Genomic DNA, 15,263 nt, shown 5'->3' with positions numbered 1-15,263 from the left:
CTTTCGAGCAGTGGATGGAGCAGCGTCAAGGGCACGGTCACGATGGCCGCGCGTGACTCAGGCGACGGTTTCGGGCTGGTCCGCTTCGACGGGACCCTGGGGCATCTCGCGCAGCCGGTACACGGGCGAGAAGGCGATCCACACCACCGGCAGGGCGATACCCGCGACACCGACGGCCAGGGCGGCGCGCAGCCCGAACAGGGAGGCCAGCGAGCCGGCCAGCAGGGCGCCGAGCGGGATGGTGCCGTAGAGGATGAGCCGGTAGCTGGCGTTCATCCGGCCCAGCAGGCGGGCCGGGGTCACGGTCTGGCGCAGGGTCAGCGAGTTGACGTTGAAGACGGCCAGGTGGAAGCCGTGCACGGCGAGCGTCCCGCCCAGGATCACCAGGGAGAGCAGGCCGGTGTCCCCGGGCACGAGCAGCAGGACGGGCGAAAGGCAGGCCAGCAGCGTGACCAGGCGCAGCGCCGGGCCGAAGCCCAGGCGCTTGCTGATCCGGCCGGAGAACGTGGCGCCCAGCAGTGCGCCGACCGAGCCGGCCCCGACGACCAGGCCGAGCTGGAACGGGCTCAGTCCCAGGGACCTCACCGCGTAGACCAGGAAGACCGTCGTCATGACGTTCTCGAACAGGTTGAACACGGCGGACTGTGCCGCCAGGTGCCGCAGGATCCGGCTGCCGACGACGGTGCGCAGGCCCTCGACGATGTCGGCGCGGACCGACTTCGGCTCGGCGGGCCGCTCCGGCTCGGCTTCCGGGCGGCGGATCCACCACAGGGCCACGGCCGAGGCCAGGTAGGTGGTGGCGCCCACGGTCAGCGCGACGGGCGCGGTCAGTGCGCCGACCAGGAAGCCGGCCAGGCCGGGGCCTGCGATGCCGGCGACCGAGTAGCTGGCGGTCATCTTGCTGTTCGCGTCCGCCAGGTGGTCCTTGTCGACGAGCCCCGGGATGTAGGAGAGGATCCCCACGTCGAAGAGGACCGTCGCCACGCCGGCCATGAACCCGACGACGTACAGCCACGGGAGCGAGAGCACGCCGAGCAGGTGGGCCACCGGCAGGGCGCCGATCAGCACCACCCGGACCGCGTCGGAGGCGATCAGGGTCGGCCTTCTGCGCCGTCGGTCGAACCAGACTCCGGCCAGTAGGGTCACCAGTACGTACGGTGCGAACCTGGCGACGTTGAGCAGGCCGATCTGGAACGCGCTGGCGTTCAGGGTGAGGACGGCCGCCAGCGGCAGCGCGATGTCGGTCACCTGGGAGCCGACGAGGGAGACCGTCTGCCCGCTCCAGAGTTTGACGAAGTCCCGGTTGGCCAGGACGCCGCGTCGGCCCGCGGTGTCCTCGTTCCCCTGCGTGGTGGTCATGCTCCCGCCCCCTCTCAGTTGGCCAGTCCCGCGCCGACGGGCTGCGGGGCGGCAGCGTCGGTGTGCAGGTTGAAGGCGCGGTGCAGGATGCGGGCGGCCTCGTCGACCGCACCGGAGGCGACGTGGCAGGAGACGCGGCTGGGGGTGCTGGTGACCAGCACCGGTCTGATGCCCGTGCGCTCCAGGGACTCCAGGATCTGCAGGGTGACCTCGGACCGGTTGCCGCAGGCGTCCCCGGCCACGCTCACGCTGCCGAGTTCCTCGTCGTGGACCTTGACGACGGCGCCGACGTCGCCGAGGGCGGCGATGACCGTCTGCGGTTCGGCGCCGGGCGAGGTGAACCGGAGCTCGCCCGGGCTGCCGATGATGGATCCGACCGGCAGTCCGTGCCCGGCGAGTGCCGCCGAGACCTGCGCCGGCGTCAGGCCGTCGACCTGGTAGAGCGGGTCGTGCCGGCGGTGGGCGACACCGATGATCCTGGCCGTCTCGAACATGTCGTTCTCCTCCCTGGATTCAGTGATCCACGTGCCCGGCTCGCCGGTGAACGAGGACCGGACGTGGATGGCGACACCGTGTGCCGCCGCGAGCTCGACCGCCCGCGGCTGCATGACCTGGGCTCCCGCCTCGGCCAGCTGGAGCATCGCCTCGTGGCTGAGCCGGTCCAGTCGCCGCGCGTCGGGGACGACCCGGGGGTCGGCGGTGAAGACACCAGGGACGTCGGTCCAGATGTCGCACTCGGGCAGTCCCAGCGCCGCCGCCACGGCGATCGCCGAGGCGTCGGAGCCGCCGCGGCCCAGCGTCGTGACGTCACCGTCGTCGGTGACGCCCTGGTAGCCGGTGACCAGGACGATCAGCCCCTGCTCCAGGGCGGTGACGATCCGGCCCGGGTCGATCGACTGCATACGGGCGTTGCCGTGCGCGGTGTCGGTCAGCACCCCGGCCTGGCGGCCGTTGAGGGAGACGGCGCGCTCACCGAGCTCGTGCACGGCGATCGCCGCGAGCGCGCACGACATGGACTCGCCGACCGCCAGGAGCGCGTCCAGCTCGCGCGCGTCGGGCTGCGTCGTGAGACCGTTCGCCATCTCCAGCAGGTCGTCGGTGGTGTCGGACATCGCGGAGAGGACCGCGACGACGTCCGCCCCCGCGCGCCTGGCCTCCACCAGCCGCTGGGCCACCCGGCGCAGCCGGTCCATGTCGCCCACCGAGGAGCCGCCGAACTTCCATACCACCGGCCGCAGTACGCGCCCGGCCGGGTGTGCCGCGGACGCGGATGGCACAGATGACACTGATGACACAGGTCCTCCCCGTCCTCTAGCGCGCGGCCGACTGGTCGGCGACCAGTCGGACCCAGCTCGCGAAGAACGCCAGGCTGTGGCTGCGCCACAGCCGCAGCGGCTGGTCCAGGTCCACGCCGACCGGTGCCTTGACGCCGGCCACCTGCTGGTCGACGTCCCTGTGGTACTCCTCCGCCAGGCGCGAGCCGTAGTACTCGGGGTGGCCGGTGTGCATGAGGACGGAGTGGTCGTAGGACTCGGCGATCACCGTGCCGGCGCCCTCGGCCCGGGCCAGGGCGCGGACCGTGGTGCTGGCGTCCAGCGCCTTGTCGTCGAACCCGGCGAAGCGGCTGTGCGTCGACCAGAAACGGTCGTCGAGGGCCGAGGCGACGGGGCCGTCCTGCGCCAGCAGCTCGGTCTCGTACATGCCCGAGATCTTGACGCTGTAGATGTCCTTGGGCAGCCCGTAGAGCAGGTGGCCCACGCCCATCGCGCCCCAGCACAGGCCCAGGATCGGCGAGCCCTGCCCGTGGACGTCCTGCAGCATGTCGTTCAGCTCGTCCATGAACCGCACCTCCTCGAAGGGGAGGTGCTCCACCGCGGCGCCGCTGACGATCAGGCCGTCCAGCGGTGCGTCCGCGGTGGCCTCCTCGTAGGTGCGGTAGGTCGCGGCGATGCGGTCCGGGTCGTCCAGGCTGAAGCGGCGGGAGGAGATCCGGATCCACTGCAGTTCGAACGGCTGCGCCAGCGACAGCTGCGGCATCAGCCAGTTCTCGTACTGCTCCGCGTGCGGCATCAGGTTGACGATGCCGATGCGCGGCGGGCGCCCGGGGAGTCCGGATATGAGCGTGCTCATCGGCCGGCCTCCACGGCGAGTTCCGACTCCAGCGCGGCCAGCGCGTCGCGCAGGATGGCCACGGCGTCGTCGGCGACCTCACGGGTGATGTTCAGCGGCGGCAGCAGACGGACGACGCAGTCGCCCCGGCCGCCGAGCTCGACGATCAGCCCGCGGCGCAGTGCCTCCTGCTGGAACCTGGCCGCGACCGCGGTCGCGTCGAGGGACCCGCTGCCGGCCATCTCCATGCCGAGCATCAGGCCCAGCCCGCGCACGTCGGAGACGAGCGCGCTGTCGCCGAACCGCTTGAGCTCGCCGAGGAGGTGCTCGCCGATGACGCGGACGTGCGGCAGCAGCTGGTCGCGCTCGACGACGTCCAGGAAGGCGTTGGCGCTGGCGAAGGCGAGGTTGTTGCCGCGGAAGGTGCCGATGTGGCTGCCCGGCGTCCAGGTGTCCAGGTGCTTGCGGTAGAGGATCGCGGCGACGGGCAGGCCCATGCCGGAGAGGCCCTTGGAGGCCACGACGACGTCCGGGGTGATGCCGTACTGCTCGAAGGCGAACCAGGTGCCGGTGCGGCCGCAGCCGGTCTGGACCTCGTCCACGATCAGCGGGATGCCGAGCTCGCGGGCGGTGTCCGCGACGCGGCGGACGAACTCGTGGCGGGCCGGGATGGCCCCGCCCTCGCCCTGGACCAGCTCCATGATGATCGCGGCCGGCAGCTGCACGCCGCCGTGGGTGTCGGTCAGCGTGTTGACCAGGACGTCGGCGCAGTTGGTGGTGCAGGTCTCCGGTGCCAGACCGATCGGGCAGCGGTGGCAGTAGGAGTACGGGGTGAAGTGGATGCCCGGCAGCAGGTTCTGCAGTCCGGTCTTGGGCGCGTGCTCCGAGGTGAGGGACATGGCCCCCTGGGTGGAGCCGTGGTAGGCGCCCTGGAAGACGACGACCTGGCCGCGGCCGGTCGCCTTCTTGCACAGCTTGATCGCGGCCTCGACGGCGTCGGAGCCGGTGGGGCCGCAGAAGTGCATCTTGACGTCGTCGCGCATGTGCTCGGGCAGCATCGCGATCTGGCGGCGCTTGAACTCGTCGCGCACCGGCGTCGGGAAGTCGAGGCCGTGCGTCAGCTTCGGCAGCTGCTCGGTGACGGCGGCGACGAGCTCGGGGTGGTTGTGGCCCAGGGCGAGGACACCCGCGCCCGAGAGGAAGTCGATGTAGCGACGGCCGTCGAGGTCGGTGATGTAGGACCCGGAGGCCTCGGCGATCGCGACGGGGATCCGGCGCGGGTAGGTACGGGCGTTGGACTCGGTGGCGGCCTGGCTGTCGAGCAGCACGCGTCCGTTGGGGCCGGGCTGGGTGAGGTCGACCGCCGGTTTCGGTGAGGTCGCTTCAAGAGTCTGCATGATCGTCACTCTCAGATGTCGGAGCCGGCCGCTTGGGCGGCGACGAGGTCGGCAGCTCCCTGCTCGGCGACCAGGCGCCGCTCAAGGCTTTCGACGATGGCCTGGGAGCGCAGCGCCAGCAGGCTGAAGGAGCCCGCGTCGCCGAGACCGTGCGTGGACTCGCACAGGCCGTTGACGAAGATCGGCGGGACCTCGCCCTCGAAGGCGGGGTGCGGGACGACGCCGTAGTCGTAGCCGACGGACAGCGGGCGGCCGTCCGTCACGCCGAGCACGTCCGTCAGGTCCTTGAGCAGCGGCGGGAGCTGCTCGGTGCGGCCGGTGATGCCCAGGTCCAGGTAGCCGGTGGCCAGGACCACCCGGTCGGCGTGGATGCGCTCGCGCTCACCGGTGATGTGCTCGGTGACGTCCAGTGCGACGCCCTCGGCGGTGCGCTCCACGGCGTCGACGCGGCGGTTGGTGAAGAGCCGGACCCGGTCGCGTCCGTCGAGCTCGTCCTCGTACATGCGCATGTAGAGGGCGCTGACCACGTCCGCGTCGGCGGCCGAGTAGTTGGTCGGGCGCAGCTGGTCGCGCAGCCGCTTCTTGCCCTCTTCCGTGGCCTTGAAGTAGTAGTCCACGAACTCCGGGAAGTAGACCTCCTCGGAGAAGGGGCTGGTGTCCTTCAGGCGGTAGCCGAAGCCGGTCATCACGTTGACGATGCGGGCGGCGGGGAAGCGCGCGATCAGGTCGAGCACGACCTCGACGGCGCTCTGGCTTGCGCCCACCACGGCGAGCGTGCCGTCGAAGTCCCGCTCCAGATCGGCGATGTTGGGCAGGAACTGGGAGGTGTGGAACAGGTGCGGGGCCGGTACGCCGGTGAAGACCGCGGGAACGTTCGGCGTACGGCCGGGGGCCACGACGACGGAGCGGCCGTGGTAGGTCTTGCCGTCGGCGGCGGTGACCTCGACCAGCTGGCCGTCGTCGGACGGCGTCACGCCTATGCCGGTGACCTCGCAGCCGTAGTCCACGTCGGCGCTCACGTTCTCGGCCACCCACTGGACGTAGCGCGCGTATTCCTTGCGGAGCGGGTAATGGGAGGGCAGGTTGAGGTGTTTGAAGAGCCGGCCCTGCTCGTGCAGGAAGTTGGTGAAGGTGTACCGGCTCCGCGGGTTGCGCGGAGTCACCAGGTCGCGCAGCGGATTGTTCTGGATGTCCGAGCCGTCCAGGAGCATGGCGCGCTGCCAGTAGGGGCCGGGCTCGCGTTCCAGGAACTTCACCCGGGCCTGCGGCCACAGCTCCTCGAACGCAACGGCGACGGCGACGTTCGCGGGTCCGTATCCCACGCAGAGAACGTCATAGACATCGTGCACGTTGAACCTCCAGGGTCGATGTGCTCGGCATGCCGACGGCATGCCGGCTGGTTCACGGACGGGAGACCGCCTGCACGTCCGCGCAAGCGCCGTCGGAGTACGGCCCGGCCGCATGACGGCCGGCGAAGAACGCGCCGTCGCTGAGGGTCCCCGCTGCGTGCGGGACCGCCCATTGAGCGGCGTCCGGGCCGGTGAGATCGCTTGCCGGCGAGGGGCCGGCGGTGTCCCCGGCCGCTGTATCGGTGTCCGCATTTCTGGTCATTTGAACTGCAGCTTCCGTAGCCGTCCGAGATGTAATGAGCTTTTCACTGACCGCTACCGGTTGCCTTCCGCCGGGCTTCCGACCGTGCGGTATCGTCCAGAAGCGCAGGTCATCAGGTGGGGGTGGGAGTCCCGTATCCGCATACGGCGGAGGGGATCAGGAGGGGGCTGCGTGACATACGAGTTCCGTGTTCTCGGGCCGATCACGGCATGGCGCGACGGACTCGCAGTCAGACTCAACGGGCGTAAGACGAGGTCGGTGCTGGCCGCGCTGCTGCTCCGGGCCGAGCACGTCGTCCCGGTGGAACGACTCGTCGCGGTCCTGTGGGGGGAATCGCCGCCGCCGACCGCCGTGGCCCAGATCCAGAAGTGCGTGTCCCAGCTGCGCGGAGAGCTGGGGCCGGAGCTGATCATCCGGTCGGGCAACGGCTACCGACTCCAGCTCGGCGAGCACCGGTTCGACCTCCAGGCCTTCGACCGGGCCGTCGCGGACGCGAGGGCGGCGCTAGCTCAGGACCGGCAACTCGAGGCGGTGGAGGCGTACTGCGCCGGCCTCGCCCAGTGGCGGGGGGAGCCACTGGCCGACGGTACGGAGGAGCTGATCCGGACCGAGTCACCGGCGCTGGAGGAACGCCGCATCGGCGTCGTCATGGAACGCATCGAGGCGGAGCTGTCCCTGGGCCGCCACGGCGAACTCGTCAGCGAACTCAAGGCGCTCGTCGGGGAGCAGCCGCTGCGGGAGCGGCTGCGCGGTCAGCTGATGCTGGCGCTCTACCGCTGCGGGCGGGTGGCCGACGCCCTCGCCGTCTACCAGGCCGGGCGCACCCTGATCGCCGAGGAGCTCGGCCTGGAGCCGGGGGGCGAGCTCCAGCGGCTCCACGAGGCGATCCTGGTCGGCGGCCCCGCTCTGGACCTGCCCCGCAAGGCGCCCGACGAGGTGCCCGAGCGTGTCTGGTCCCCCATCGTCCCGGTCGTCCCGGCCCAGCTCCCGCCGTCCATAGCCGACTTCACCGGGCGCGCCGAACAGGTCGGCCGCATCCGCGAGACGCTGACGACGGGCGACAAGGAGTCACTGGCGCTCGTCGCCCTCTCGGGGAAGGGCGGGGTCGGCAAGTCCACCCTCGCGGTGCAGGCCGCACGCCGGGTGGCCGACCAGTTCCCCGACGGACAGCTGTACATACGTCTGCGCACGGCGGACACGCGGCCACTCGACCCGCTGGTGGCGCTCAAACGCTTCCTGCGCGCGCTCGGCGTCGGGGAGGAGGGCATACCGGACGACCTGGAGGAGTGCAGCGAGCTCTTCCGCAGCCGGACCGCCTCCTCCCGCATGCTCATCCTGCTCGACGACGCCGTCAGCGAGGCGCAGGTGCGACCGCTGCTCCCGGGCTCGCCCAGCTGCGTCGTGCTGATCACCAGCCGGCCGCGGCTCAGCGGCCTGGAGTCCGCCACGCACGTCGACCTCGACGTGTTCAACGCGGAGGAGTCCGGCGCCCTGATCGAACGGATCGCGGGGCGCGACCGCGTCGTCGGCGACGAGGCCACCACGGCCGAGATCGCCCGGCTGTGCGGCTACCTGCCCCTGGCCGTCCGGATCGCGGCCGCGCGGCTCGCCCAGCACTCCCGGGGCGGCATCACCCGGTTCGCCCGCCGCCTCGCCGACGAGCGGCGGCGCCTGGACGTGCTGGTCTCCGGCGACCTGGAGGTGCGGGCCACCCTGGAGACCGGCTACGAGGAACTGGAGCCGCGCGAGCGCGAGGCGTTCTGCCTCCTGGGCCTGATCGACACACCGGACTTCGCGTCGTGGTTATTGGCCCCGTTGCTGCGCATCACCATCGACGAGGCAGAGGACCTGATCGAGGAACTCGTCAGCACCCAGCTCCTCGACGTCATCGGATGCGACGCCGCCGGACAGACCCGCTACCGGTACCACAATCTGGTCCGCCTCTACGCCAAGGAGCGGGCCCAGGCCGAGTACTCGCAGGCGCAGTGCCGCGAGGCCCTGGGCAGGGTGCTGGACGGGTGGCTCACGCTGTCCACCACGGCGGCGCAGCGCATCACCGGTGCGCGGGCCCGGGAATGGCCGGCGGCGGCGCAGGGCCCGGCGAACCGCTACGACGGATTCGACCGCTCCGACGTCGACTACATCGTCGAGGACCCCTACCTCTGGTTCGAGGCCGAGCGCCCGGCCCTGGCCTCCGCGGTCGCGATGGCCTGCTCGCACGGATTCGGCCGGACCGCCTGGGAACTGGCCGACAGCACCACCGACTTCCTGGAGATGCGTCACCACTACGACGACTGGGAGGCCAGCCACCGGCTCGCCCTGGCGGCCGCCGAGGCCGACGGCGACGCCGCCGGTGTCGGCGTCATGTCCCTGCGACTGGCGCGGCTGCGGTGCATCCGCAGGGATCCCGAAGCCGGCCTGGAGCTCGTGGACCGGGCCGCCGCCGCCTTCGAGGAGCTGGGCTTCACCGCGCTGCGGAGCGAGTGCCTGGTGATCCGGGCGGGAGCGCTGCGGGCACTGGGCCGGCTGGGACCCGCCCTCACCGAGGTGACCGCGGCCACCGAGGCGGCCCTGGCCTCCGCCAGCCCGCTCGAACAGGCGGTGGCCGCCCGCGAACTGGGCACGATCCGTTACGAGCAGGGGCGCTGGGAGCTGTCGTCGGACGCCTTCCAGGAGGCGGTCCGGCTCAGCGGTCTGGCCGGCAACCGGCGCGAGGAGGCCCTCGCGCTGCGCCACTGGGCCGTCGTACTGCGCCACCGCGGGGAGCTCCAGGAGGCGAGGGAGAAGGCGGAGACGGCCCTCGCGGCGTTCCACGAGCTGGGGGACCGCCCCTACGAGGCGTTCAGCGGCCTCACGCTGGGCCTGTGCCTGCTGGAGCTGCGCGATCCCTCGGCCCGGCGGTTCATCGAGGAGGGGCACGCCGTCCTGCGGGACATGAACCTGGAGTTCGGCATGGGCGAACTCTTCTACGTGCTGGCCTCCCTGGAATTCGCCGACGGCCACATCGACCGGGCCGTCGAGCGGCTGACCCAGTCCATCCGGCTGCTGGGGGCGGAGCCGGTCCACCACGTGCTGCTCTCCGCCGTCGAGCTGCTCTGCCAGGCGCTGGACACCGAGGACCCGGCCGCGGGCCGAGTGCTGCGCATGGAGCACGCCGAGCTGGCCGCATGTGTCGGCACTCCCGCGCCGGCCCACTGCCTCGACTCGATCCTCGCGCAGGTTGCACGCAGAGTGACCGGAAGGAATCCGGTAGTGACGCTGCCTAGAGTTCCCGTTCTGCAACCGATCCACTGACCACGGAAACGGACGGGAACCATCGTGAAGAAGACCACCATCCACGTCGACCCACGCGCGATGGCGGAGAGCAAGAGATCGGGCACGGACGTCATCGGCGTGCGCAGGCCTCTTGCGGTGGAAGGACCCTGATACAGACCGGAGGGCTGCTCCGTACATGCGTGTGACTCTGGTGAACATGCCGTGGGCCTCATTGGACACGCCGTCCCTCGCGCTGGGGATCCTGCATTCCATCGGCCGCTCCCACCGGGCGGACGTGGAGACGGTGAACGCCAACCTGGACTACTTCGACTGGGCGGCGGACGCGATCGGACTGCAGGTCGAGGACTACGAGTTCTTCGCCAGTCACGCGTACTTCGAAGGCTACGGGGACTGGGTGTTCTCCGGCGCCCTCCACGGCGTCCCGCAGTGGCGGGTGCGTGAATTCGAGGAGCAGATGGCGCCCGGCCTCGTCCCGCACCTGCGGGACGTGTGCCTGGCCCTGCACGAGGCGTCCGCACGGTTCGTCGAGGAACTGGCCGTGAGGATCGCCGACACCTGTCCGGACGTGGTGGGCTTCACCACCACGTTCCAGCAGAACACGGCCGCCCTGGCCACGGCCGCAGCGGTCAAGAGGCTGTCGCCGGGCACCGCCACGGTGCTCGGCGGCGCCAACTGCGACGGACCGCAGGGGGCGGCCCTGCACCGCAACTTCCCCGCCGTCGACTACGTGGTGCGCGGCGAGGCGGAGCGGGCGTTCCCCGCGCTGCTCGGCGTGGTCCGCGGCGAGGTGGAGCCGGGTACGGTTCCCGGTCTGTGCTGGCGCGGCGACGACGGTGCGCACCGGGCGAACGACATGCCCCGGTTCCCGCTCCCGCCCGGCGAGTTGAAGCAGCCGGACTTCCGGCCGTACTTCACCCGGGTGCAGAGCTCCGCGGCCCGTTCCCGGATCGAGCCGAAACTGGTCCTGGAAGGATCCCGCGGGTGTTGGTGGGGCGAGAAGCACCACTGTACGTTCTGCGGGCTCAACGGATCGTCGATGGCCTTCCGCAGCAAGGCCCCCGAGACGTTCCTGAACGAGATCGTGGAACAGACCCGGCAGCACCAGGTGCTCGACGTCCTCGTCGTCGACAACATCCTCGACATGGGATACCTGCGCAGCGTGCTGCCCGCCCTGATCGACCTCGACCACGATCTGCGCTTCCACTACGAGATCAAGTCCAACCTCCGCTACCGCCATCTGAAGACGCTCGCCGACGCCGGTCTGGTGCAGGTGCAGCCCGGGATCGAGAGCCTCAGCAGCAGGGTCCTGCGCCTGATGGACAAGGGCGTCACCGGCTGCCAGAACGTGCGCCACCTGCGGGACGCCCAGTCCGCGGGCCTGTGGGCCACGTGGAACTACCTCTACGGGTTCCCCGGCGAGAGGGAGCGCGACTACACCGAGATCATCCGGCAGTTCCCCGCCCTCGCCCACCTCACCCCGCCGGACGGCGTCACCCGCATCGAGATCGAGAGGTTCAGCCCCTACTTCGACCGGCCGGAGCTGGGCTTCGCGCCGCTGCGGCCGGCCTCCCACTACGGCGTCGTGTACGACCTGCCGGAGACGGAGCTGTACGACCTTGCCTACCTCTTCGACGCCCCCCGCGCCGGCATCGACGAAACCGTCGCGAAGGAGCTCGGCGCCGCCGTCGAGCGGTGGCGCGACCAGCACCTCCACAGCAGCCTGACCCGTTACGACATCGGATCGAGAATCGTGCTGACCAACCGGCGGGAAGACTTCGACTGGACGACGAGGACCATCACCGACCCGGTCGAGGTGGCCGCGTTCCGGCTCCTGGAGGACCCGCGCAGCGTCCAGTCGCTGACCCACCGGCTCAGCGCCAGGTTCACCGCCAGCGTCTCCCCGGCCCGGGTCGCCGAACTGCTGGCGGAGTGGGGCGAGGCCGGGCTCCTCTTCGAGGACGCCGGCCGGTACGTCCACGTCGTGCCCCTGGGCACCAACGCGGAGCTGACCCGCCTGGGCGGCTCGGCCCCGGACCTGACCCGGGACTTCGCCCGGGCGCCCGGCGCCGCGCAGGGGCCCGGGGCCGCCTCGTGATCCCCGCCCGCAAACCGGTGATAGACCTCTGGCGGGACTACCGGGACCACGCACGGACGCTCCCGGGCATGCACCTCGGCAGCATCACCGTCGCCGACGCTTCCGCGGACGCGGCGCACACCGCCCGTGAGCTGTACCGCACGGGGGTGCGCAGGGCCGAGTTCGGCGCCCTCGTCGATCTGTCCGCCACGTCCGAACCGACCTGCGCCGTACGGGTCCTGGACCTGGTCCGGGAACTGACCGCCTGGGGCGTCGTCGTCGACTGGCGCGTGCGGCTGCCCGACGCGGGGGCCTGCCGGACCGGTCCGTCGGCGTACGCGCTCAGCCACCTCTACCCGCCGTCCCGGGTCGAGGGGCCGGCCGACGCGGCCGAGCTCCGGTCGGCCTGGGCCGAGGGCTTCTTCCTGGGCAAGTGCCTCGTCCGGAAGGGGCCGGGCTTCCTGGAGATCCGCGACCACCGACCCGGCGTACTGAACCGGATCGTCATCGACGAACCGGACTACCTCGCCGCGGTGGAGGTGGTCCGGGCGGCCCCGTCGGCCGACGGCGTCGACCCCGCCGTCCGGGCCGACCTCGCGGCGGAGTCCCTCCTGCTCGGCATCGGCGACCTCTGGTGGTGGGCCCCCCACCGGCCCCACCGCTGGCCCCAGCCGCCCTTCCGGGTCTGACCCGGGGGCGGGCGCGTCCCGGCGGCTCAGAACACGGGGAGGGCGGCGAGCGTCGTGCCGTCCAGGAGGAACACGCGGTTCGCGTCGGCCGTGATCCAGTAGCGGGTGGGGTTCTTGATGATGCGGAAGACCCACGGCGTCCGGTTCTCGGGCGAGAGGTCGACGACGTTGACCCCTCCCTCCGTCCGGTTGACGGTGACGGACCACATGCCGCTGCCCTGCACGACAAGCGGGCTGGGCGGGTCGCATTCGAGGAGACCCGCGTAGTTCCAGTCCGTTCCCCGGCCGGTCCGCAGGTCGTGGCGCAGGGGCAGGTTCAGGTAGGTCGCGTACACGTGGTCGCCGTGGATCGTCGGAGGGCCCCAGAAGGGGGTGATGCCGGCCTTCGGCTCGGGATTCGCGGCCGTCCAGAGCTCCTTGCCGTCGACGACGTCGACGGCGGTGAGGTTCTTGCCGGTCACGCACAGGGTGCGGCCCGACACGGCGGCCTTCGCCCGGCCGTCGTCGGACTGCTCGCGGCGGTCCCACGCCTTGCGGCCGTCGGTGGTGTCGAGGGCGACGACGGACCCGTCCGCCGCCGTGACGACGAGCCGGCCCTGGGCCACCAGGCCGCGGGAGGCGGCCTCCTTGCCGAGGTCCGCGTCGACGCCGACGGTCCAGCGGATCCCGGCGTCGGAGCGGCCGATGCTGCGCACCCGACCCCCTTGGGTGATCACGTAGACGGCTTCGTCGTCCGCGGCGAGGAGGGAAGCGGCCTCGGCGGGCGACGTCCACTTCGGCTCGCCGGTCGAGGCGACGAAGGTCACGAGGGTGCCGTCGCGGTCGGCGGCGGCCACCAGCCGGTCGGAGAGGGACAGGTAGCGGCCGGTGGCCGCCACCTTTTCGGCCGACCAGCGGAGCGTGCCGTCGACGACGCTGCGCGCGGCGATGCCGCCCTTCGGTGCCCCGACGATGACGACGTCCCGTACGGGCAGGGGCGCGGGCGTGGCGTCCGAGACGGCCGAGGGGACGTTCCAGAGCGGCGCCGGAGTCTCGCCGAGGACGTAGTCGCCCTTCTTCGGGTCGAAGACCCTGGCCTCCGGGGTCCGCACGGCCGGAGGGATGTCGAAGGGGCCGGTCCGGCGGCTCCACCACACGGCCGTGCCGCCGACCGCCAGTACGGATCCGCCGGCGACGAGACCCGTCAGCAGGCGGCGACGTGACACGGAGCGCGGTGCGACCCCGCCCGGCACGGTGGTCAGCCGGTTGAGGCCGTGCTCGCGCGTCGTGATGTCCTGCGCGACCGCTCCCTTCCGCCAGAGCCGGTCGGCGCCCCGGGGCGGGGCGGACGACCGGACGATCGCCTCCGGCAGGGGCCGCGCCGCCGCGTCCTTGGCGAGGCACGGCCCGATCAGCGGCCGGAGTGCGGGCGGTACGCGGTCCAGGCGCGGCTCGCCGTGGACGACCTCGTACTGCACGGCCGCGACGTGCGAACCCTCGTAGGCGTGGTGCCCGCTCGCCGCGTACACCAGGACCGCGCCGAGGGAGAAGACGTCCGCCGCCGGGCCGACGCGCTGCCCGAGGACCTGCTCGGGCGCGCCGTAGCCGGGGGTGACCGGGACCTGGCCGGTGGCGGTGAGGGTGAGGCCGTGTTCGGGGCGGGCGATGCCGAAGTCGATGACGCGCGGGCCCGCCGCGGTGAGCACGATGTTGGCGGGCTTCAGGTCCCGGTGGACGAGGCCGGCGGCATGGATGTCGCGCAGCGCCCCGGCGAGGGCCGCCGCCAGGGCCCGTACGGTCGGCTCGTCGAGCGGGCCGTGGGCGCGTACGGCATCGGCGAGCGTCGGCCCGGTCAGGAACTCGGTGGCGATCCACGGCCGCCCGCCCTCCGTCCGGGCGTCCAGGACCCGGGCCACGGATCCGCTCTCGACGGCCCGGGCCACCTCGGCCTCGCGCACGAAGCGCCGGCCGAGGTCCGCATCGTGCGCCAGGTGGGGGTGCAGCACCTTCACCGCGGCCGCCTGTCCCGCGCCGTCCTGGCCGACGTAGACCTTGCCCATGCCGCCTTCGCCGAGGACGGCGAGGATGCGGTACGGGCCCAGGCGGATCGGATCTCCGGATTCCAGGGGCTTCATGGTGGGTGCGGCTTTCTGTGAGGTGCTCAGGCGAGGGGGTACGCGGCGACGTATTCGCCGCCGATCGCGATGAGCCGCTGGGCGGTCGCGTCGGCGAAGTACCGGGCCCGGGCGGCCTTGAACGGATGGCTGACGGCGCCGGTCCGGATGTCGGTGGCCACCAGCCCCGACGAGGCCCCGGCGTAGGTGTACACGTACGAGATCCCGACGGCGGGCGGGGCGGCGAGGTCCTCGGGGGCCACCGCGCGGCTCTTCTCCGCCCAGCGCAGGGCGCCGCTCACGGCGTCGAGGGCGACGAGGCCGCGGTTCTCCTCGACCGCGTACACCACGCCGTCCTTGACGGCCGGGGGACCGAACCGGGCCTTGGGGGTCAGGCCCTCGAAGCGCCAGACCGGCTTGCCGTCGGCGAGGCCGAGGGCGACCAGTTCGCCGGCTCCCGGGTACACGTGCCGGTCGTCCACCGCCAGGTGGGCCCGGTTCAGGACCGGCTGCGCGCCCTGGAGCGGCTTGTCCCACAGCGCCCTGCCCGTCAGGGCGTCGTGGACGACGAGGCGCGGTTCGGCATCCGCGGACTGCTGAACGAGGACGAGGTGCTTGCCGACGGCCCGGGCGGACAGGAAGTGCAGGTGCGGGG

10 protein-coding genes are annotated in these 15,263 nt (G+C 71.9%); 3 read left to right on the top strand and 7 right to left on the bottom strand.

Features of this window, described 5'->3' with window-relative positions:
- Positions 1–57: 57 nt before the first annotated feature.
- The 5 genes from IH80_RS0104075 to IH80_RS0104055 all read right to left on the bottom strand — a co-directional run bounded on the left by IH80_RS0104075 (position 58) and on the right by IH80_RS0104055 (position 6,256).
- On the bottom strand, positions 58–1,359 hold the full coding sequence (locus tag IH80_RS0104075; protein ID WP_030957750.1) for an MFS transporter: 1,302 nt from the start codon (positions 1,357–1,359) through the stop codon (positions 58–60).
- Positions 1,360–1,373: 14 nt separating this feature from the next.
- Positions 1,374–2,588: an aspartate kinase gene (locus IH80_RS0104070; protein ID WP_158943274.1), complete on the bottom strand. Its 1,215-nt coding sequence runs from the start codon at positions 2,586–2,588 to the stop codon at positions 1,374–1,376.
- An 82-nt stretch (positions 2,589–2,670) separates the two neighbouring features.
- Positions 2,671–3,489, bottom strand: a complete 819-nt coding sequence (locus IH80_RS0104065; RefSeq protein ID WP_051808764.1) for a homoserine O-acetyltransferase/O-succinyltransferase family protein — start codon at positions 3,487–3,489, stop codon at positions 2,671–2,673.
- Positions 3,486–4,865: an aspartate aminotransferase family protein gene (locus IH80_RS0104060; protein WP_037878865.1), complete on the bottom strand. Its 1,380-nt coding sequence runs from the start codon at positions 4,863–4,865 to the stop codon at positions 3,486–3,488. Before IH80_RS0104060 ends, IH80_RS0104065 begins: the two co-directional genes overlap by 4 nt.
- Before the next feature lie 11 nt (positions 4,866–4,876).
- Entirely contained in the window at positions 4,877–6,256 is a 1,380-nt protein-coding gene (locus IH80_RS0104055; protein ID WP_051808762.1) for a lysine N(6)-hydroxylase/L-ornithine N(5)-oxygenase family protein, read from the bottom strand.
- A gap of 391 nt (positions 6,257–6,647) precedes the next feature.
- Between IH80_RS0104055 and IH80_RS0104045 the strand changes: the two genes are divergently transcribed.
- From IH80_RS0104045 to IH80_RS0104035, 3 genes are all read left to right on the top strand, one after another.
- Entirely contained in the window at positions 6,648–9,770 is a 3,123-nt protein-coding gene (locus IH80_RS0104045) for an AfsR/SARP family transcriptional regulator (RefSeq protein ID WP_158943272.1), read from the top strand.
- Positions 9,771–9,927: 157 nt separating this feature from the next.
- The gene (locus IH80_RS0104040; RefSeq protein ID WP_030957738.1) at positions 9,928–11,847 is read left to right on the top strand and encodes a RiPP maturation radical SAM C-methyltransferase; all 1,920 of its coding nucleotides are present in this window, start codon (positions 9,928–9,930) and stop codon (positions 11,845–11,847) included.
- A gap of 68 nt (positions 11,848–11,915) precedes the next feature.
- Positions 11,916–12,515, top strand: coding sequence for a DUF5825 family protein (locus IH80_RS0104035; protein ID WP_158943270.1), 600 nt, complete (start codon positions 11,916–11,918; stop codon positions 12,513–12,515).
- A 26-nt stretch (positions 12,516–12,541) separates the two neighbouring features.
- Here the strand turns inward: IH80_RS0104035 and IH80_RS0104030 are convergent, their stop codons facing one another.
- Complete coding sequence (locus IH80_RS0104030; protein WP_030957733.1) at positions 12,542–14,629, bottom strand: protein kinase domain-containing protein; 2,088 nt, start codon at positions 14,627–14,629, stop codon at positions 12,542–12,544.
- Positions 14,630–14,655: 26 nt separating this feature from the next.
- Positions 14,656–15,263: PQQ-binding-like beta-propeller repeat protein (locus IH80_RS0104025; RefSeq protein WP_030957731.1), on the bottom strand; the 608-nt coding region annotated here is incomplete at its 5' end.

The organism is Streptomyces sp. NRRL S-378 (genome assembly GCF_000720645.1).
Classification (GTDB): domain Bacteria; phylum Actinomycetota; class Actinomycetes; order Streptomycetales; family Streptomycetaceae; genus Streptomyces.
This window is presented reverse-complemented; position numbering and strand designations above follow the sequence as displayed.

Bases quoted from the DNA above. Each gene is read 5' to 3' on its own strand.
- IH80_RS0104040 (WP_030957738.1), top strand. From the start codon at position 9,928: ATGCGTGTGACTCTGGTGAACATGCCGTGGGCCTCATTGGACACGCCG.
- IH80_RS0104055 (WP_051808762.1), bottom strand. From the start codon at position 6,256: ATGCCGTCGGCATGCCGAGCACATCGACCCTGGAGGTTCAACGTGCAC.
- IH80_RS0104060 (WP_037878865.1), bottom strand. From the start codon at position 4,865: ATGCAGACTCTTGAAGCGACCTCACCGAAACCGGCGGTCGACCTCACC.
- IH80_RS0104075 (WP_030957750.1), bottom strand. From the start codon at position 1,359: ATGACCACCACGCAGGGGAACGAGGACACCGCGGGCCGACGCGGCGTC.
- IH80_RS0104065 (WP_051808764.1), bottom strand. From the start codon at position 3,489: ATGAGCACGCTCATATCCGGACTCCCCGGGCGCCCGCCGCGCATCGGC.
- IH80_RS0104030 (WP_030957733.1), bottom strand. From the start codon at position 14,629: ATGAAGCCCCTGGAATCCGGAGATCCGATCCGCCTGGGCCCGTACCGC.
- IH80_RS0104035 (WP_158943270.1), top strand. From the start codon at position 11,916: ATGCACCTCGGCAGCATCACCGTCGCCGACGCTTCCGCGGACGCGGCG.